The sequence below is a fragment of the Amycolatopsis sp. NPDC104863 genome, from assembly GCF_055582965.1.
This window is the reverse complement of record NZ_JBVJOW010000004.1, coordinates 812,490-830,517: the sequence shown is the minus strand read 5'-3', so window position 1 is coordinate 830,517 and position 18,028 is coordinate 812,490. Positions and strand designations below refer to the sequence as shown.

The following is an 18,028-nucleotide window of genomic DNA, read 5'->3' as shown; positions in this document are numbered from 1 at the left end:
GGGGAGTGTCACGAGCGACACTCCCCTCGCGGGAGCTCCTGGTGACGGGCTACTTGAGCGCGTCGATGAGCGCCTCGCGCTGGCGCTCGCCCAGGCCGGCGGCGCGCCGGTCCGGGTCGATGCCGGCCTGCTCGAGCAGGGCGGCGACCTTCACCGCGCCGAGGCCGGGGACGGCCTTCAGCAGCTGGGTGACCTTCGTCTTCCCGATCGTCTTGTTCTCCTTGGCCTGCTTGAGCACCTTTTCGATGCTCTCCTTGCCGGACTTGATCGACGCGAGCAGCTCCGAACGCGCCTTGCGAGCCTCGGCCGCCTTGGCGAGTGCATCGGCGCGCTGCTCCGGAGTCAACGTAGGCAGAGCCAACGTAGTAGTCCTTTCCTCTCAGGTCTCCGCTTTCGCGGCCGACGGCTTTTGTGAGTGCTTGCTGCTGCAAGCGCTGGCCAGCCGTCTCTTACCACGGCCCCAGTAAACGCCACCGGGTTCAACGCCGTGCAACCGACACGCACTTATTACCCCCGGAGGTGACGGCGGGCAACCCGCTCCGGCCTGCGGAAACGCTCCCAAGAACCGTCCCGAGTGGCCATACTCACCCGGAAGTGAAGCCTCCGCTACACCGGGTTTCGACGCATATTTCCTTGCTCACAACGAAAAGCGCAAAAATAGTCGATCATGATCACCGTTCGGTCGTCGCCCGATCGCGGGACGACCGTGACCGAACGGAGCCGTTGTTGACCATGCCCGCTTCACCCGATCCGCACTAGAGTCGGCGCAACCCCAGTTCACCGGCGAACGACCCCCGGGAGCGACCATGTTGAGCACCATGCAGGACGGCCAGCTGTCGCTGGCGAACCTGCTCCGCCACGGCACGTCGGTGCACTCGGCGAGCGAAGTCATCACCTGGACCGGTTCAGAAAGCCGGCGCGAGACCTACGGCGACCTCGGCCGGAACGCCGCCCGGCTCGCGAACGCCCTCCGCGGCCTCGGTGTGACCGGCGACCAGCGCGTCGGCACGTTCATGTGGAACAACGCCGAGCACATGGCGGCCTACCTGGCCGTCCCGGCGATGGGCGCCGTGCTGCACACCCTGAACATCCGCCTGTTCCCCGAGCAGCTGACCTTCGTCGCCAACCACGCCGAGGACCACGTCGTCATCGTCGACGGCACGCTGGTCCCGCTGCTCGCGAAGCAGCTGCCGGAGTTCAAGACCGTCCGGCACGTCATCGTGGCCAACGGCGACGCGGCGTCGCTGCAGGCGCCTGACGGCATCCAGGTGCACTCCTACGCCGAGCTGCTGGCCGGCCAGCCGGACACCTTCGACTGGCCGGACGTCGACGAGCGCTCCGCGGCCGCGATGTGTTACACCTCGGGCACGACGGGTGACCCCAAGGGCGTCGCCTACTCGCACCGCTCGATCTGGCTGCACTCGATGCAGGTCTGCATGAGCGACAGCATGAACCTCGCGCAGAGCGACACGGCGCTGGCGATCGTGCCGATGTTCCACGCGATGGCGTGGGGCCTGCCGTACGCGGCGCTGATGGTCGGCGCGTCCCTGCTGATGCCGGACCGGTTCCTCCAGCCGGCGCCCATCGCGGCGATGCTGGCCGCCGAGAAGCCGACCTTCGCCGGCGCGGTCCCGACCGTCTGGCAGGGGCTGCTCGCCCACCTCGAGGCGAACCCGCAGGACATCTCGCACCTGCGCGAGGTCGTCGTCGGCGGGTCCGCGGTGCCGCCGTCGCTGATGCGCGCGTTCCAGGAGAAGCACAACGTGTCGATCCTGCACGCCTGGGGCATGACCGAGACGTCGCCGCTGGGCAGCGTCGCGCGGCCGCCCGCCACCGCGACCGGCGACGACGCCTGGCGCTACCGCTACACGCAGGGCCGCTTCCCGGCGTCCGTGCGGGCCCGGCTGATCGACGACGACGGCTCGGTGCTGCCCTGGGACGACGAGGCCGTCGGCGAGCTCGAGGTCCAGGGCCCGTGGATCGCCGGGTCGTACTACGGCGGGTCGGAAATCGACCCGGACAAGTTCCACGACGGCTGGCTGCGCACCGGCGACGTCGGCCGCGTCAGCCCGGACGGCTTCCTGACCCTGACCGACCGCGCCAAGGACGTCATCAAGTCCGGCGGCGAGTGGATCTCCTCGGTCGACCTGGAAAACCAGGTGATGGGGCACCCGGCGGTGGCCGAGGCCGCGGTCGTCGGCATCCCCGACGAGAAGTGGGACGAACGGCCGCTGGTCGCCGTCGTGCTCAAGGAGGGCCAGAGCGTCACCCCCGAGGAGCTGCGCGAGTTCCTCAGCGACAAGGTCGCGAAGTGGCAGCTGCCGGAGAACTGGACGTTCGTGGACGAAGTGCCCAAGACGAGCGTCGGCAAGTTCGACAAGAAGCGGATCCGCGCGTCCTACTCCGAGGGAAAGCTCGACATCGCGCAGCTCTAACGGGTAAATCTCCGGCGAGTCTTCATGTTCGTGAAGGCCACTTTGCGGAACCCTGTGTTCCTCATCGTGGCCTTCACGAACTTCACGGAGGGGTTCCGGGGATGCACAACAGGCGCAAGTTCCTGGCGCTGGCGGGCGTCGGCGCGCTGACGGCGGCCTGCGGGTCGAACACCGGGCGGCAGGGTGACCCGCCGCCGTCGACGGCCTACTCGGCGGGCCCGCCACCGTCCGACGCGCCGAAGGTGACGCTGCAGCAGTGGTACCACGCCTACGGCGAGGACGGCGTCCAGGACGCCGTCAAGCGGTACGCCGCGAGCTACCCGGGCGCGAAGGTCGACGTCCAGTGGAACCCCGGCGACTACGACTCGAAGATCGTCACCGCGCTGCAGAACAGCAAGGTGCCGGACGTCTTCGAGGCGCAGGTCAAGATCGACTGGGTGCGGCAGAACCAGGTCGTCTCGCTCGACGACGTCATCGCGCCGGTCAAGGGCGACTTCAGCCCGGCCGTGCTCGCCGCGCAGACCGTCGAAGGCAAGGTCTACGGCATCCCGCAGGCCACCGACACGCAGGTGCTCTTCTACCGCAAGAGCCTGCTGCAGGCCGCCGGGGTGCAGCCGCCGCAGTCCGTCGACGAGCTGATCGACGCGGCGTCGAAGCTGACGAAGGACGGCGTCAAGGGTTTCTTCGCGGGCAACGACGGCGGGGTCGGGGTGCTCACCGGCCCGCTCCTGTGGTCGGCCGGCCTCGACTACCTGAAGAACGGCAACCGTGAAGTCGGCTTCGACGACCCGCGCGCGGCGACCGCGCTCGGCAAGCTGCACACGTTGAACACCAACGGTTCCCTGCTGCTCGGCGCGCCGGCGGACTGGTCGGACCCGGGCGCGTTCATCGACGGGCTGGCCGCGATGCAGTGGACCGGCCTGTGGAACGTGCCGAAGATCCGTGACGCGTTCGACGACGACTTCGGCGTGCTGCCGTTCCCGCGCCTCGACGGCACCGGCGCGCCTTCGGTCCCGGTCGGCGCGTACGGCGCGATGGTGAACGCCAAGAGTGTGCACGTCGGCGAGGCCAAGGCGTTCGTGAAGTGGCTGTGGGTCGACCAGACGCAGGACCAGCTGGAGTTCTCGACGAAGTTCGGCTTCCACGTCCCGGCCCGCCAGAGCCTGGTCGCCAAGGCGGACAGCCTGGCTTCGGGACCGGCGGCCGACGCCGCCCGGTTCGTCAAGGAGAACAGCCACCTCGTCGGCGGTCCGGTGTGGACACAGCAGGCGAACACGGCGCTGTCGGACGCGGTCGCGAAGATCGCGAAGGAGGGAGCGGACCCGGCGGCGCAGGTCAAGACGGCGGTCGGAGTCGCGCAGGCTGAACTGAAGCGCCTGTTCGGATGAACCGGCGCGACGCGCGGACGTTCTGGCTGTTCGTCGGGCCGTTCCTGCTGGGGCTGGCGGTTTTCGCCTACCTGCCGATCGGCTGGAGTGCGTATCTGTCCTTTTTCGACGCCCGCAACACGGTGACGCCGACCGAGTTCGTCGGGCTGGACAACTACGGGCACATGCTCACCGACGAGCCGTTCCTGTCGAGCCTGGGCACGTTCAGCGTGTTCGCGGTGTTCATCGTGCCGCTGACGTTCGTGCTGTCGCTGGCCCTGGCGCTGGGGGTCAATCAGCTGCGGTTCGCGCAGGCGTTCTTCCGGTCGGTGTTCTTCCTGCCGTTCGCGTGCTCGTACGTCGTGGCGTCGCTGATCTGGAAGACGTCGTTGTTCTCGGGTGTCCGGTACGGGCTGGCGAACACGGTGCTCGCGTTGTTCGGCGCGGACCCGGTGGCCTGGACCGGGACGGTCAGCCCGCCGCTGTACTGGGTCGTGCTGGTGACGGCGCGGTTGTGGCTGCAGCTCGGGTTCTACATGATCCTGTTCATCGCGGCGCTGCAACGCATCCCGCGGCACCTGTACGAGGCCGCGTGGCTCGACGGCGCGAAGCCGGGCTGGCAGGTCTTCCGGCACATCACGCTGCCGCAGCTGCGCGCGACGGCCGTGGCGGTGCTGCTGCTGAACCTGATCAACGCGTACCAGGCGTTCGACGAGTTCTACAACATCATGGGCGACTCCCGCGGTTACCCGCCGTTCGCCCGGCCACCGTTGGTGTACTTGTACTACACGTCCTTGGGTTCGGGCGGCCAGGACCTCGGCCGCGGCAGCGCGGGTGCGGTGATCCTGGCGCTGATCATCGCGCTGGTGACCCTGTTGCAGGGCCGCATGCTCCGCTTCGGGCGTGCGTCATGAAGGCGGTCCTGCGCTGGGCGTCCCTCGCCGTGGCGGCGGTCCTGTTCCTGCTGCCGTTCTACCTGCTGCTGCGCAACGGCCTGGCGTCGCGCGCGGAGATCACCGCTCCGGAGTGGACGTTCTTCCCGTCCACAGTGCACTGGGAGAACTTCTCGCGGCTGTTCTCCCTTTCGGACGTCCCTTTTGGACGGAGCCTGCTGAACTCGGCGCTGGTAGCGACCCTGCAGACGACCGGACTGCTGGTGATCTGCTCGCTGGCGGGCTACGGCCTGGCGCGCATCCCGTACCGGCACTCCCGCCTGGTGTTCTACGCGGTGCTGGCGACGCTGATGATCCCGACGTCGGTGACGTTCGTGCCGAGCTTCGTGGTGGTCTCGACGCTCGGCTGGCTGTCGGACTTCCGCGGCCTGGTGATCCCGGGGCTGTTCAGCGCGTTCAGCGTGTTCCTGTTCCGGCAGTACTTTTTGGACTTCCCGCGCGAGCTGGAGGAAGCGGGCCGGGTGGACGGGTTGACGCGCTGGGGAGTGTTCTGGCGCATCGTGGTCCCGAACTCCCGCGGCTTCTTCGCGGCGATCGCGGTCATCACGGTGATCGGCAGCTGGAACGCGTTCCTGTGGCCACTGATCATCGCCCAGTCCCCGGACTCGTGGACGGTCCAGGTGGCGCTGTCGGGGTTGTTGACGGCGCAGAACCCGCAGCTGAACCTGCTCTTCCTGGCGGCGGCGGTGTCGATCCTGCCGATCGTGCTGCTGTTTGTGTTCCTGCAGCGGTACCTGGTCCGCGGGGTGACGGAGTCCGGTCTGGGCGGCACCTGAGTAACGTGCGAGGCCGTCCGCGCGACTCCGCTGTGGACGGACAGAAGCAGGTGCACAGTGACCAGTTACGACCCTTACCAGGCTGACCAGCCGCCGATCGATCCGGCGTACCCGCCTTCGGGGCCGGTCCAGCCGTGGGGGACGCAGCCGTACCCCGTGCAGCCCCACATTTCCCAGCCGTACCCCGCACAGCCCTACGGTCAGCAGCCGTACCCCATGGTCGCGTACCCGATCCTGCGCACGAGCGGCCTCGCGGTCGCGGGCATGGTGCTCGGCATCGTGGCGCTGCTGGCGTTCTGGGTCCCCTTCGTCGACCTGCTCCTCGGCTTCCTCGCGATCGGCCTGTCGTGGGCCGGGATGGTCCAGGCCGGCCGGCCCGGGTACACCGGCAACGGCATGGGCATCGCCGGCCTGGTGTGCGGCATCATCGCGGTCATCCCGGCTCTGGTCGTGATGCTGTTCTTCTTCGGTATGTTCGCCGCGGCCGGAACCGCGTGCGGAATAGCCTGCTGACCGGCACCACCGTCAGCACGAGCGCGCCGCCGTCCGTCACCGACGACGGGATCACGAAGACGCCCAACGCCTGCGTCGCATTCACCGCCAGCACCACCCACCACACCCACGCGCGCCCGGACAACGCCAGCAGGCCCAGCAGGTTGCCCGCCAGGTAGACGTCCCCACCAGGCGCAGCCCCGTCAGGAAGCCGTCCGACGCCGGCGCGCCCGACAGGAAAGCCGCGCGAGCCACCAGTTCGGGTGAGATCACCACGAAGTTCTGCACCGCCGTCCCGATCGCGAAATCCAGCGAACACCCGGCCACCCACCACCGCATCCCCAGCCGCTCGATCGCCGCCGGATCACCGAAGCCGCCCTCGAACTGTTGGACGAAGCCGGCCTCGCCGGCCTGAGCACCCGGCGGCTCGCCGCGCGGCTCGGCGTCAGCTCGCCGACCCTCTACTGGCACGTCAAGGACAAGGCCCAGCCCTCGACCTCCTCGCCGAAACCATCTGCGAAGACGCCTTCGAGATCGACGGCACCCGGCCGTGGCGCGACCAGCTCGAGCAGGGCCTGAACCAGTTCCGCGCGCTGCTCCTCAAGCACCGCGACGCCGCCACCCTGCTCCGCGACCGCCCGCCCGGCCCGAACCGGCTGGCCCACATCGCCCACCGGCGGAAATGACCACGACCTTCGGCGGTACACCCACCCCGACACCTGTGACAGGGTACCTCGAAATGTCACGTTCACCGCCCGGACACCGGCGTCCGGCACGGTGCTGGGCAACCGAGAAACTGGGGAGCGAAAACACATGGCCGAACTCACCCGGCGCACCTTCGCCACCGCGGGCGCCGCCGGACTCGGACTCCTGCTGTGCACGCCGACCGCGAACGCCCTCGACCGCGCCCTGCGGCGCACCGCCACCCGCTCGGTCAGCACCACCGGGACCACGCTTGAACAGGTCGCCACCGGCGGCGGCACCACGAGCTACAGCCGGCTCAGCGCGGGTCCCGGCTGGCCGCTCGTCGTCCGCGGCGACCTCGCCGCTCCGCAGGCCGGCCGCGACGACCGGCGCCGCGCCCTCAGCGCGTTCGTGCAGTTCACCGACCTGCACATCACCGACGCCGAGAGCCCCGCGCGCTTCGAGTACCTGCACCCCTTCATCGGCTCCGCGCACCGGCCGCAGGAAGCCCTCGGCACCGTCGCGACGAGCGCGCTCGTCGAGCGTGTCAACAGCGTTCGCCAGGGCCCCTTCACCGGACGGCCGTTCGACCTCATGGTCACCACCGGCGACAACACCGACAACCACGAGCTGATCGAGCTCGACTGGTTCCTCAAGGTCCTCAACGGCGGCAGCGTCACGCCGAACTCGGGTGACACGAACGCCTACGAAGGTGTCCAGAGCTCGGGCAACAGCGAGTTCTGGAACCCGTCGATCCCCGGCGTGGGTGACGACTACTCCGCGAAGGGCTTCCCGCAGCTGCCCGGCCTGCTCGAAGCCGGCCAGCGGACGTTCACCGCGCCCGGCCTCGACGTGCCGTGGTTCTGCACCTTCGGCAACCACGACGACAGCATCGTCGGCTCGCTGCCGGCGCAGATCCCGGGCGTCAGCGCCTGGTACACCGGGAAGTACAAGGTCATCGGCAAGGACGAGGCCACCGCGAAGAAGCTCGCCGCCGCCGTCAAGAAGGGGTCGGGCGTGCCGGTCGCCGAGCTGTTCGGCGGCGGGGGCACCATCCGCGAGATCACGCCGGACGCGCGGCGCCGCCCGTTCAGCACCGCCGAGTTCGTCCGCGCGCACCTCGACCCCGCCAACACCGGCCCCGGTCCGGTCGGGCACGGCTTCACCAGCGCGAACTCCGACGGCAAGAACGTCTACTACACGTTCCGGATCGCGCCGGGCATCACCGGGATCAGCCTCGACACGACCACCGACGCGGGGCTCGCGGACGGCTCGATCGGCCTCGCGCAGTACAGCTGGGTCGAGTCGACGCTCAAGGCCGGCAGCTCGACCTACTACGACTTCTTCGGCCGCAAGGTCACCCACGGCGTCACCGACGAGCTGTTCGTCCTGTTCAGCCACCACACCAGCGGCTCGATGGGCAACCTGCTGCCGGACTCGCGCCACCTGCTCGACCCGCGTCTCGACGGCAACGCGTTCGTCGCGCTGCTCAAACGGTTCCCGAACGTGCTGGCGTGGGTCAACGGCCACACGCACCTTAACAAGATCACCGCGCACGCCGGGAGCACGCCGAAGCAGAGCTTCTGGGAGATCAACACCGCGTCGCACGTCGACTTCCCGCAGCAGGCCCGGATCGTCGAGGTCGCGGACAACGCCGACGGCACGTTGTCCCTGTTCACCACGCTGGTCGAGGCCGAAGCGCCGTACGCCGTGGACTACGACGCCCGGACGCCGCAAGCGCTTGCGTCGCTGTACCGCGAACTGTCGTACAACGACATCCACGTCGACCTCGGCCGCGTCGGCGAGGCCGTCGACCACAACACCGAGCTGCTGCTGGTGAACCCGCTGAGCTGACCCGCGTTACCCCGGAGGTAATCGTGCGGCGGCCCGGCGTCCGGCAAGCTGCGGGGCATGACCGATCCCGAGGGCACCGAGCTCTTCCACCGGACCATGCCGTTCGCCGAGCGCCTCGGCGTCGAGGTGCTGGCGCACGGGCGCGAGCTCGTCCGCAGCCGGGTGAAGTGGGACGAGAGCCTCTGCACGCTCGGCGGCGTGCTGCACGGGGGCGCGCTCATGGCGCTGGCCGACTCGACCGGCGCCGTGTGCGCGTTCCTCAACCTGCCCGAGGGCGCGCAGGGCACCACGACCGTCGAGTCGAAGACGAACTTCGTGCGCGGCGTGCGTTCGGGCTACGCGACTGCGTCGTCCAGACCACTGCACGCCGGCCGGAGGTTCGTCGTGGTGGAGACGGAGATCCACGACGACAACGGCAAGTTGGTCGCGAAAGTGACACAGACCCAGGCCGTCCTCTAGGTACCTGTTTACATACCGGGCCCGACCGGCAAAAATCCCTGGCTACTGGGTGGGTCGAACGAGGAGCCGGGATGCGCGTACGCAGTCTGTTCACCTTATTGTCGGTTGTCATGCTGACAGCGGTAACCGCGCAGGTCGCCGAGGCGGTGCCCCGGGACGACGAGGCGATCGACTACCACGAATGGGCCGGCGGCCGCCTCCACGAGGGCAGCTTCGCCGGGCTCGCGCTCACCCACGACGGCCTGCGCATCACCCGCCCGGTCGGCACGGTCGAGCACACCGAGCCCGAGCTCGGCACCACGAAGACGTACGAGTACGGCCAGTGGACGTCGCCGTCCTACCGCCAGGGTTTCGGCGCGACGCAGCTGGTCGCGTCGTGGAACGCGCAGACGCCGGCGAAGACCTGGCTGCAGGTCGAGGCGCAGGGCAAGACGTCCGCGGGCGCCGAAACGGCGTGGTACGTGATGGGCCGCTGGGCCAGCGGGGACGCCGACATCCTGCGCACCAGCGTCGACGGCCAGGACGACACCAACGCGCTCGTCGACGTCGACACGCTGGTGACGAAGGCGGGCGTGACGCTGAAGTCGTTCAAGCTGCGGATCAGCCTGTACCGGGAGCAGGGCTCGCGCGCGACGCCGTCGGTGACGTCGCTGGGCGCGATGACCTCGGCCGTGCCGGACCGCTTCGACGTCCAGACGACGAAGCCGGGCCGTGCCACCGGGATCGAGCTGAAGGTGCCCGCGTATGCGCAGAACCTCCACAAGGGACAGTTCCCGCAGTACGGCGGGGGCGGCGAAGCCTGGTGCAGCCCCACTTCCACCGAGATGGTGGCCGAGTACTGGGGCAAGAAGCCGTCGGCGGCGGAGATGTCCTGGATCCCGGCGGACTACGTCGACCCGTCGGTGGCCTTCGCGGCGCGCTACACCTACGACCACGCGTACGACGGCACCGGCAACTGGCCGTTCAACACGGCGTACGCGGCGTCGCGCGGGCTGCGCGGGCACATCACGCGGCTGCACTCGCTGAACGAGCTCGAGACCTACATCGCCCGCGGCATCCCGGTGATCACGTCGCAGTCCTTCCTGTCCGAGGAGCTCGACGGCGCCGGCTACGGCACGGCCGGGCACATCATGGTGGTCGTCGGGTTCACGAAGGACGGCGACGTGATCGTCAACGACCCGGCGTCCAGCAGCAACGACCGGGTCCGGAACGTCTACAAGCGGGACCAGTTCGAGAAGATCTGGCAGCGGACGAAGCGGTACCGGGCGGACGGGACCGTGGCCAGCGGCCCGGGCGGGGTCGTGTACATCGTCACGCCCGCGTAGTTCACCAGGTCTTGCCGGCCTGCTCCCGGACCGTGCGGTTGATCCGGTTGAAGAAGTTGGTCAACGCGATGTTCAGGATGATCGCGGAGAGCTGCTTCTCGTCGAACTGCCCGGCGGCGGCGTCCCAGATCTCGTCGGTCACGCCCGGCTCTCCGTCCTGGATCCGGGTGGCGGCTTCGGTGAGCGCGAGCGCGGCCCGTTCCGGCTCGGTGAAGAACGGCGTCTCGCGCCAGGTGACGACGGCGTGCAGCCGCTCGTCCGTCTCACCCTGCCGCTTCGCCGCCTGGACGCCGGCGTAGGCGCACGGGCTGCAGCCGTTGATCTGGCTGGCCCGCAGGTGGACCAGCTCCAGCAGCAGCGGGTCGACGCCGCCGGCGTGCACCGCCGCGAACAGCTGCTGGACCGCTTCGGTCACCTCGGGGCTGCCGGCGCTCTTCAGTCGTGCTTCCATCGGTCCTCCATCGGTTACCTGTGCCCCTCCGGGCTCGTCACCACCACGACGGAACGGAACCGAGGAAGGTAACAAGATGCCCGACACCCTGGCCGAGGCGTTCGAGACCCAGCGCGACCGGCTGCGCGCGGTCGCCCACCGCATGCTCGGCTCGCACGCCGACGCCGAGGACGTCGTCCAGGAGGCGTGGCTGCGGCTGTCCCGCCAGGACGCGGCGGCGATCCGGAACCTCGAGGGCTGGCTGACCACGGTGGTCGGCCGGATCAGCCTGGACGTCCTGCGTTCGCGCAAGTCGCGGCCCGAGTCGCCGTACGACGAGATCGTGGTGGCGGCCGAGGAGGGCCCGGAGGAGGACGCGGCGCGGGTGGACTCGGTCGGGCTCGCGCTGCTGGTGGTCCTGGAGTCGCTCGGGCCGGGCGAGCGGGTGGCGTTCGTGCTGCACGACCTGTTCGCGGTCCCGTTCGACGAGATCGCCCACATCGTCGGCAAGTCCCCGGGCGCGACGAAGATGCTCGCCAGCCGCGCCCGGCGCAAGGTGCGCGAGGCCTCCCGCCCGGCGACGCCGGGCCGCGAGCAGCGAAAGGTGGTCGAGGCGTTCCTGACGGCGGCCCGCGACGGCGACTTCGAGGGGTTGCTGCGGGTCCTCGACCCCCAGGTCCAGCTGACGGTCGACACCCCGGGCGGCGTCGTGGTGGTCCTGGGCGCGACGAGCGTGGCGGCGGGAGCACGTTTCGGCGCGGCTTCGGGAGGACGCGAGGTCCTGGTCGGCGGCCTGCCGGGAGTGGTGGCGTGGCGCCCGGACGGCAGCCCGCTGTCGGTGGTGGCGTTCACGGTGGTGGGAGAGCTGATCTCGGCGATAGCGGCGGTCGCCGACCCGGCGCGGCTGGCGTCGATGGCGCTGCCGGAGCCGCCCGGAACTGTCGGTGGGTCTCGGTAAACTGGAAGCCGGGGGCCGGAGGCCCATGCAAGACTGCCAAAGCCATGCACCGGCCTCTGCTGTTCCTCGACGTCGACGGCCCGCTGATCCCGTTCGGGCGCAGCTCCGGCGAGTACGAAGTCTTCACGGACACCGGCCCGGGCAATCCGCTGCTTCGCCGGATCGACCCGAGCCTCGGCCCGCGGCTGCTCGCCCTCGGGTGCGACCTCGTCTGGGCCACCACCTGGGCGGACGACGCCAACGAGTGCATCGCCCCGTTGCTCGGTCTGCCGCCGCTCCCGGTGCTCGACTTCCCCGACGAGGACACCGGTCCCGGGACGCACTGGAAGACGCGGCGCATCGTCGAGCGGGCGGCGGGACACCCGTTCGCCTGGATCGACGACGAAACCACCGACGCGGACCGCTCCTGGGTGGCGGGCCACCACCCGGGCCCGGCGTTGCTCCACACCGTCTCCGCGAGTGCCGGTCTGACGACCCGCGACCTGGATGTCATCGCGGCCTGGAGTTGCGGACTACGCAACCCGTTGCACCCTCACCACCGAACCTCACTCATGCGGATGTCGCCATCTCCGCATGATCCGTGATTAGCTGCGGGCAGCACCAGCAGCGCGGCCGGAAGGTGGATTCGCATGCCGTACGAGGTCCAGGGGGTTGTTTCGCGGGCGAAGGGCGAGCCCGTCTCGCTGGAGACCGTCCTCGTCCCCGATCCCGGGCCGGGTGAGGCCGTCGTGAACGTGCAGGCCTGCGGGGTCTGCCACACCGACCTGCACTACCGCGAGGGCGGGATCAACGACGACTTCCCGTTCCTGCTCGGCCACGAGGCCGCCGGGGTGGTCGAAGCCGTCGGCGACGGTGTCACCGATCTCGAGCCCGGCGACTACGTCATCCTCAACTGGCGCGCCGTCTGCGGCACCTGCCGGGCCTGCCGGCGCGGCAAGCCGTGGTACTGCTTCTCGACGTTCAACGCCGCCCAGCCGATGACGCTCGCCGACGGCACCAAGCTGTCACCCGCCCTCGGCATCGGCGCCTTCCTCGAGAAGACGCTCGTCCACAGCGGACAGTGCACGAAGGTCAGCCGCGACGCCGAACCGGCCGTCGCCGGGCTGCTCGGCTGCGGCGTGATGGCCGGGCTCGGCGCGGCGATCAACACCGGCGCCGTCACCCGCGGCGACTCGGTCGCCGTCATCGGCTGCGGCGGGGTCGGTGACGCCGCCATCGCCGGCGCGAAGCTCGCCGGGGCCACCACGATCGTCGCGATCGACATGGACGACCGGAAGCTCGAGTGGGCCAAGGACTTCGGCGCGACGCACACCGTCAACAGCCGCGGGCTCAGCGAAGAAGCCGTCGTCGAGGCCATGCAGGACGCCACGAACTCCTTCGGTCCCGACGTCGTGATCGACGCCGTCGGCCGCCCGGAGACCTGGCGGCAGGCCTTCTACGGCCGCGACCTCGCGGGCACCGTGGTTCTCGTCGGCGTCCCGACACCGGAGATGCGCCTGAACGACCTGCCGCTGATCGACTTCTTCTCGCGCGGCGGCTCGCTCAAGTCGTCGTGGTACGGCGACTGCCTGCCCTCCCGCGACTTCCCGATGCTGGTGGACCTCTACCTGCAGGGCCGGCTGCCGCTCGACAAGTTCGTCACCGAACGGATCGGTGTCGACGGCGTCGAGCAGGCCTTCGAGCGCATGCACCACGGGGACGTCCTGCGCAGCGTGGTGACGTTCTGACCCTGTTCACCGACGACGAGTACCCGGCCGAGCCCTACCCGGGCGCCCGGCCGGGTTTCTCGTTCGTGCACGTCGACGGCGTCGGGCACCCGCTCGACGCCGCGCCCGCGGGCTGGCGCGACCGGATGGCCGTGCTCGCCTACGGCTCGAACGCGAACCCGTCGAAGATCACCTGGCTGCGGGCGCGGCTCGGGCTCGAAGGCCCGGTCGTGGTCGCGCACGCGCGCTGCGGCGGGCTCGCCGCGGTGTGGGCGGCCGGCCTCCGCGTGGTCGACGACCAGCGCCCGGCCACCCTCACCGCGATGGACGGCGTCGAGGAGCACGCCGTCTGGTTCGTGACGCCGGACCAGCTCGCGGTGCTCGACCGCTGCGAGGGCCGCGGCACGCGGTACCACCTGGCCCGGCTGACCGAGCCCGACATCACCCTCGAAGACGGCACGCGCCTGACCGAGGTGTGCAGTTACGTCGGCGCCGCGCCGATCCGCTATCCCCTGCTGGTGGACGGCAAACCGGTGCGCACCGCCGACGTCCCGCAAGCCGAGGCGGCCGCGCTCGACGGCGTCGCCGCGGACGGCCACGGTGTTCCCTGCGAAGTGCTCAGACCAGCTTCCCCGGGTTGAGGATCCCCGTCGGGTCCACAGTGGACTTCGCCGCGCGCAGGACCTCGACACCCAGCTCGCCGATCTCCGCCTTCAGGTACGGCGCGTGGTCGACACCGACGGCGTGGTGGTGCGAAATCGTGCCCAGGCCGGAGATCGCCTCGCACGCGGCCGCCTTCGCCCGCTGCCACTGGCCGACCGGGTCGCTCTCGTCGCGCGCGGTCAGCACGGTGAAGTAGAGCGACGCGCCGGTCTCGTACGCGTGCGAAATGTGGCACATCACGATCGCCCGTCCCAAGGACGCCGTCAGCGCCGCGCGGACGTCGTCACGCAGCTCGTCCACATTGGACCAGTACGCGGCGGTCTCCAGCGTTTCGACGCAGACTCCTTGATCCAGCAGCATGTCCCGCTGCCGCGGGCCGGCGAACCGGCCGTGGCGCCAGGACTCCCCGAGCGCCTTGCCGACCCGCACGGCACCCGAAGCCTTGAGCCGTCGAATGGTTTCCCGGCGGCGCAAAGCCACGTCGTGCGCGGTGCCCTCCCAGCCGACGATGAGGAAACACGGGTGCGGCACACCGCGTGCCGCGAGGTACCGGCGCAGCGCCGTCGTCTTGAGTCCCGCGTTCAACGCCAGTGAAACCGCGGTTTCGTCCCCATCGGACAGTCGTGTGACGTCGGCGAGCGCGTGGTTCTGCGCCAGGTCGCGCACGGCCTCCCGCCCCGCTTCCCAGCTGGGCAGCGCATAACCCTCGTACCGGCGGACCGGCGGCGCGGGCCGCACCCGCAGCGCGACCTCGGTGATCACGCCGAGCGCGCCTTCGCTGCCGACCGCGAGCTGACGCAGGTCCGGCCCGGCGGCGGACGCCGGCGCGACACCGAGCTTCCACTCGCCGCGCGGGGTGGCCAGCCGCACGCGGGTCACCATGTCCTCGAACCGCCCGTACCCCGACGACGCCTGCCCGGCCGAGCGGGTCGCCGCGAAACCGCCGATCGTGGCCCGCTCGAAGGACTGCGGGATGTGCCCGAGCGTCAGGCCGTGCTCGCCGAGGAGCCGCTCGGCCTCGGGACCGCGAACCCCCGCCTGCAGGACGGCGATGCGCGACTCGGTGTCGACCGACACCAGCGCGTCGAGCCGGACGAGGTCGAGCGCGATCACCGACGTCTTGTCCCCGCGCAGCGCCGAGACGCCGCCGACCACCGAGGTGCCGCCACCGAAGGGCACCACCCCGACGTCGTGCCGGACGCAGACGTCGAGCACGGCCTGGACCTCGTCCGGGTCGGCCGGCAGGACCACCGCGTCGGGGATCGGGAAGTCCGCCGACCCCGACCGGCGGCGCAGCAGGTCGAGGTAGGACAGTCCGGTCGCCCGCGCGAGCCGCGAAGCGTCGTTCACCAGCACGTTTTCCGCGCCGACCACCGCGACGAGCGCCTCGGACGCAGGTTCGCCGAGTTTCGGTGACGGTATTTCCGCCGTCATTTCGGCCGCTGGGGCGGCGCCGGCCCCGATCGGACCGATACGCTGGTCGAGCCACTTGGCCGCCCGCGCGGGCAGCTCGGCGGCGTCGGCGGCTTCCGGGGTCCAGGACCGTCGGAGACGGTGGTCAATCAGCTCGTTCACGACTACAGTGTGACATATGGACGTGAAACGTCACACCACACAGAACGCGGGTTCCTCCGCGCTCGCGGACACCCGTAACCGCCAGACGGCGACGCGCGTGGCCGATGACGTGCTGCTCGACGCCGCGCGCTCCTGCGTGCTGGCCGTCGGTGTGCGTCGCACCACACTCGCCGAAATCGCCCGCACCGCCCGCGTCAGCCGGATGACGGTCTACCGCCGGTTTCCCGACGTCCGCAGTGTGCTCGCCGCCCTGATGACGCGGGAGTTCAGCGGACTGCTGCGCACCGCCAGCGAGCGCGGCGCCGACGCCGCGAACAGCCGTGAACGGCTGGTGCTCATCGCCTCGGCCGGCGTCCGCTCGCTGTCGGCCGACCCGCTGTTCCGCACGCTGCTCGACGTCGACCCGGAACTGCTGCTGCCGTACATCGTGGAGCGGCTCGGCGCGACGCAGAAGTTCGCCGAGCAGGCGCTGCACCAGCTCCTCGAGGCCGGCCACCAGGACGGCTCGGTCCGGCGCGCGCCGGTCGCGGCGCAGTCCCGGTCGGTGCTGCTGGTGGTCCAGTCCTTCGCGTTCTCCCTGCGCCCGGCCACGGCGGACGTCGACGAGGAAGCACTGCTGGCGGAGTTCACCCACGTGCTCGATTCGGCGTTGCAACCATGACGTCCGGCTCACTCAACGCCCGGCGCCGGGACCGCGAGCTCGCGGAGCTGGCGTCGGGCGAGCGTGTCGACGTGGTGGTGGTCGGCGGCGGTGTCACCGGCACGGGAATCGCGTTGGACGCGGCGACGCGCGGGTTGTCGGTGGCGCTCGTCGAGGCGCACGACCTGGCGTTCGGGACGTCCCGCTGGTCGTCGAAGCTCGTCCACGGCGGCCTGCGGTACCTGGCGCACGGCGAGCTCGGACTGGCGCACGAAAGCGCTGTCGAGCGCGGTGTTCTGATGACACGCACGGCGCCGCACCTCACGCGGGCGATGCCGCAGCTGTTTCCGTTGTACCCCAGCACTTCCCGGGCCCAGCAGGCCATCGTGGCGGCCGGCCTGCACGCGGGAGACGGCCTCCGCCGCGCGGCGCGCACGCCGTCGTCCGTGCTGCCCCGGCCGCGGTCGATCCCCACCGCCGAGGCGCTGGCGCTGGCCCCGGGATTGTCGCCGGTGGGCTTGCGCGGAGCGCTCCTCGCGTACGACGGCGCGCTGGTCGACGACGCCCGCCTGGTGGTGTCCCTGGCCCGCACGGCGGCGACGTTCGGCGCGCGCATCCTGACACGGCTTTCGGCGTTGTCGGTTTCCGCCGACCGGGTCCAGGTCCGCGACGGCGTTTCGGGTGACACGCTGGACATCCACGCCCGCCAGGTGATCAACGCGACGGGCGTGTGGGCGGGAACCCTGACCGGCTCGGTGCGGCTGCGGCCGTCCCTCGGCTCACACCTGGTGCTCGCGCCGGGGACGGTGCCGATGGGGACCACGTCGGTGAACATCGGCGTGCCGGGCGAGACCAACCGGTTCGTCTTCCTGTTGCCTCAGCCGGACGGCCGGGTCTACTTGGGACTGACGGACGAGCCGGTCTCCGGCGAGATTCCCGATGTGCCGGCTGTTCCTGAGTCCGATGTGGACTTCCTGCTTTCTTTGGCCTCTTCCGTGCTGGCGCGCCAGCTGACCCGCGCGGACGTGGCTGGGTCGTACGCGGGCCTACGCCCGCTGGTCGAGGGCGGCGGTGGCCGGTCGGCGGACCTGTCCCGCAAGCACGCGGTGCTCGCCGGTTCCGACGGCCTGCTGACGGTGGTCGGCGGGAAGCTCACCACGTACCGGCGGATGGCGGAGGACGCCGTCGACGCGGCGGTGCGGCTGGCCGGGCTGACGGCGTCGCCTTGCCGGACTGCTCGCCTGCCGTTGCTGGGCGCGGCGGCGCGGTCGAGTCTGTCTCTTGTGGACGCTGCTCCGCGGCTGGTGGCCCGGTACGGGACGGAGGCCCCGCGGGTGGCGGCCTTGGGCGAGCTGGACGCGGAGTTCGCGGCGCCGGTGGCCCCGGGAACCGAGATCACGGCGGCCGAGGTGGTCTGGGCGGTCCGGAACGAGGGGGCGCTGGACGTCGAGGACGTGCTGGAGCGCCGGACTCGGCTGGCGTTGATCCCGTCGGATGCCGCTGCGGCTGCGCCGCGGGTTGCGGAGCTTGTCGACAAGTCGCTGGCCGGACTGACCTGACCGGTTGCGCGGCCGGGCGCCAGACGTCGCGCGGCCGCCAACCGCGGGCAGCGCCTGGGCCGAGCAGCCTTCACCCAGCGAGCCCGAGAACATCCGCGGCAGTCCGCCCACCCCTGCCCAAACCCTTCTTGATGTTCTCTTAAGTTGACGAC

General features: G+C 70.4%; 19 protein-coding genes. 15 read left to right on the top strand and 4 right to left on the bottom strand.

Features of this window, described 5'->3' with window-relative positions; all coding sequences use genetic code 11:
• Positions 1-49: 49 nt before the first annotated feature.
• Positions 50-361 carry an integration host factor, actinobacterial type gene (gene mihF / locus ACZ63J_RS25600; RefSeq protein WP_026468624.1) on the bottom strand — a complete coding sequence of 104 codons (312 nt, stop codon included), beginning with the start codon at positions 359-361 and terminating at the stop codon, positions 50-52.
• Between the two features lie 445 nt (positions 362-806).
• On the opposite strand from mihF, the gene ACZ63J_RS25595 reads away from it, so the two are divergent.
• From ACZ63J_RS25595 to ACZ63J_RS25570, 6 genes are all read left to right on the top strand, one after another.
• Complete coding sequence (locus ACZ63J_RS25595; RefSeq protein ID WP_465400226.1) at positions 807-2,435, top strand: long-chain fatty acid--CoA ligase; 1,629 nt, start codon at positions 807-809, stop codon at positions 2,433-2,435.
• Positions 2,436-2,536: 101 nt separating this feature from the next.
• Entirely contained in the window at positions 2,537-3,823 is a 1,287-nt protein-coding gene (locus ACZ63J_RS25590) for an ABC transporter substrate-binding protein (RefSeq protein ID WP_465400227.1), read from the top strand.
• On the top strand, positions 3,820-4,716 hold the full coding sequence (locus ACZ63J_RS25585) for a carbohydrate ABC transporter permease (protein ID WP_465400228.1): 897 nt from the start codon (positions 3,820-3,822) through the stop codon (positions 4,714-4,716). The genes ACZ63J_RS25590 and ACZ63J_RS25585 overlap by 4 nt, the downstream gene beginning before the upstream one ends.
• Complete coding sequence (locus tag ACZ63J_RS25580) at positions 4,713-5,531, top strand: carbohydrate ABC transporter permease (protein ID WP_465302038.1); 819 nt, start codon at positions 4,713-4,715, stop codon at positions 5,529-5,531. The genes ACZ63J_RS25585 and ACZ63J_RS25580 overlap by 4 nt, the downstream gene beginning before the upstream one ends.
• A 57-nt stretch (positions 5,532-5,588) precedes the next feature.
• Entirely contained in the window at positions 5,589-6,044 is a 456-nt protein-coding gene (locus ACZ63J_RS25575) for a DUF4190 domain-containing protein (RefSeq protein WP_465400229.1), read from the top strand.
• Positions 6,026-6,202: a hypothetical protein gene (locus tag ACZ63J_RS25570; protein WP_465400230.1), complete on the top strand. Its 177-nt coding sequence runs from the start codon at positions 6,026-6,028 to the stop codon at positions 6,200-6,202. The genes ACZ63J_RS25575 and ACZ63J_RS25570 overlap by 19 nt, the downstream gene beginning before the upstream one ends.
• Positions 6,203-6,484: 282 nt before the next feature.
• On the opposite strand, the gene ACZ63J_RS25565 is transcribed toward ACZ63J_RS25570, so the two are convergent.
• Entirely contained in the window at positions 6,485-6,697 is a 213-nt protein-coding gene (locus ACZ63J_RS25565; protein ID WP_465400356.1) for a hypothetical protein, read from the bottom strand.
• A gap of 139 nt (positions 6,698-6,836) precedes the next feature.
• Between ACZ63J_RS25565 and ACZ63J_RS25560 the strand changes: the two genes are divergently transcribed.
• The 3 genes from ACZ63J_RS25560 (at position 6,837) to ACZ63J_RS25550 (ending at position 10,345) form a co-directional block, all read left to right on the top strand.
• On the top strand, positions 6,837-8,561 hold the full coding sequence (locus tag ACZ63J_RS25560; protein ID WP_465400231.1) for a TIGR03767 family metallophosphoesterase: 1,725 nt from the start codon (positions 6,837-6,839) through the stop codon (positions 8,559-8,561).
• Between the two features lie 57 nt (positions 8,562-8,618).
• Positions 8,619-9,020 (top strand): PaaI family thioesterase, encoded by a 402-nt coding sequence (locus tag ACZ63J_RS25555; RefSeq protein WP_465400232.1) that lies wholly within the window; start codon positions 8,619-8,621, stop codon positions 9,018-9,020.
• 71 nt (positions 9,021-9,091) lie between these two features.
• On the top strand, positions 9,092-10,345 hold the full coding sequence (locus ACZ63J_RS25550; RefSeq protein WP_465400233.1) for a peptidase C39 family protein: 1,254 nt from the start codon (positions 9,092-9,094) through the stop codon (positions 10,343-10,345).
• A 1-nt stretch (position 10,346) separates the two neighbouring features.
• Here the strand turns inward: ACZ63J_RS25550 and ACZ63J_RS25545 are convergent, their stop codons facing one another.
• The gene (locus tag ACZ63J_RS25545; RefSeq protein ID WP_465400234.1) at positions 10,347-10,796 is read right to left on the bottom strand and encodes a carboxymuconolactone decarboxylase family protein; all 450 of its coding nucleotides are present in this window, start codon (positions 10,794-10,796) and stop codon (positions 10,347-10,349) included.
• A gap of 76 nt (positions 10,797-10,872) precedes the next feature.
• On the opposite strand from ACZ63J_RS25545, the gene ACZ63J_RS25540 reads away from it, so the two are divergent.
• The 4 genes from ACZ63J_RS25540 to ACZ63J_RS25525 all read left to right on the top strand — a co-directional run bounded on the left by ACZ63J_RS25540 (position 10,873) and on the right by ACZ63J_RS25525 (position 14,080).
• Complete coding sequence (locus ACZ63J_RS25540) at positions 10,873-11,733, top strand: sigma-70 family RNA polymerase sigma factor (protein WP_465400235.1); 861 nt, start codon at positions 10,873-10,875, stop codon at positions 11,731-11,733.
• Positions 11,734-11,777: 44 nt separating this feature from the next.
• A complete protein-coding gene (locus ACZ63J_RS25535) occupies positions 11,778-12,317 on the top strand; it encodes an HAD domain-containing protein (protein ID WP_465400236.1) in 540 nt (179 codons plus the stop codon).
• A 45-nt stretch (positions 12,318-12,362) separates the two neighbouring features.
• Entirely contained in the window at positions 12,363-13,460 is a 1,098-nt protein-coding gene (locus ACZ63J_RS25530) for an S-(hydroxymethyl)mycothiol dehydrogenase (RefSeq protein WP_465400237.1), read from the top strand.
• A 65-nt stretch (positions 13,461-13,525) separates the two neighbouring features.
• Entirely contained in the window at positions 13,526-14,080 is a 555-nt protein-coding gene (locus ACZ63J_RS25525) for a gamma-glutamylcyclotransferase (RefSeq protein WP_465400238.1), read from the top strand.
• On the opposite strand, the gene ACZ63J_RS25520 is transcribed toward ACZ63J_RS25525, so the two are convergent.
• Positions 14,058-15,677, bottom strand: a complete 1,620-nt coding sequence (locus ACZ63J_RS25520) for an FAD-binding oxidoreductase (RefSeq protein WP_465400239.1) — start codon at positions 15,675-15,677, stop codon at positions 14,058-14,060. The two genes, ACZ63J_RS25525 and ACZ63J_RS25520, sit on opposite strands and share 23 nt — an antisense overlap.
• 97 nt (positions 15,678-15,774) lie before the next feature.
• Between ACZ63J_RS25520 and ACZ63J_RS25515 the strand changes: the two genes are divergently transcribed.
• Positions 15,775-16,338 (top strand): TetR/AcrR family transcriptional regulator, encoded by a 564-nt coding sequence (locus tag ACZ63J_RS25515; protein WP_465341405.1) that lies wholly within the window; start codon positions 15,775-15,777, stop codon positions 16,336-16,338.
• Positions 16,335-17,876, top strand: a complete 1,542-nt coding sequence (locus ACZ63J_RS25510) for a glycerol-3-phosphate dehydrogenase/oxidase (protein ID WP_465400240.1) — start codon at positions 16,335-16,337, stop codon at positions 17,874-17,876. Before ACZ63J_RS25515 ends, ACZ63J_RS25510 begins: the two co-directional genes overlap by 4 nt.
• The last annotated feature ends 152 nt before the right edge of the window (positions 17,877-18,028 follow it).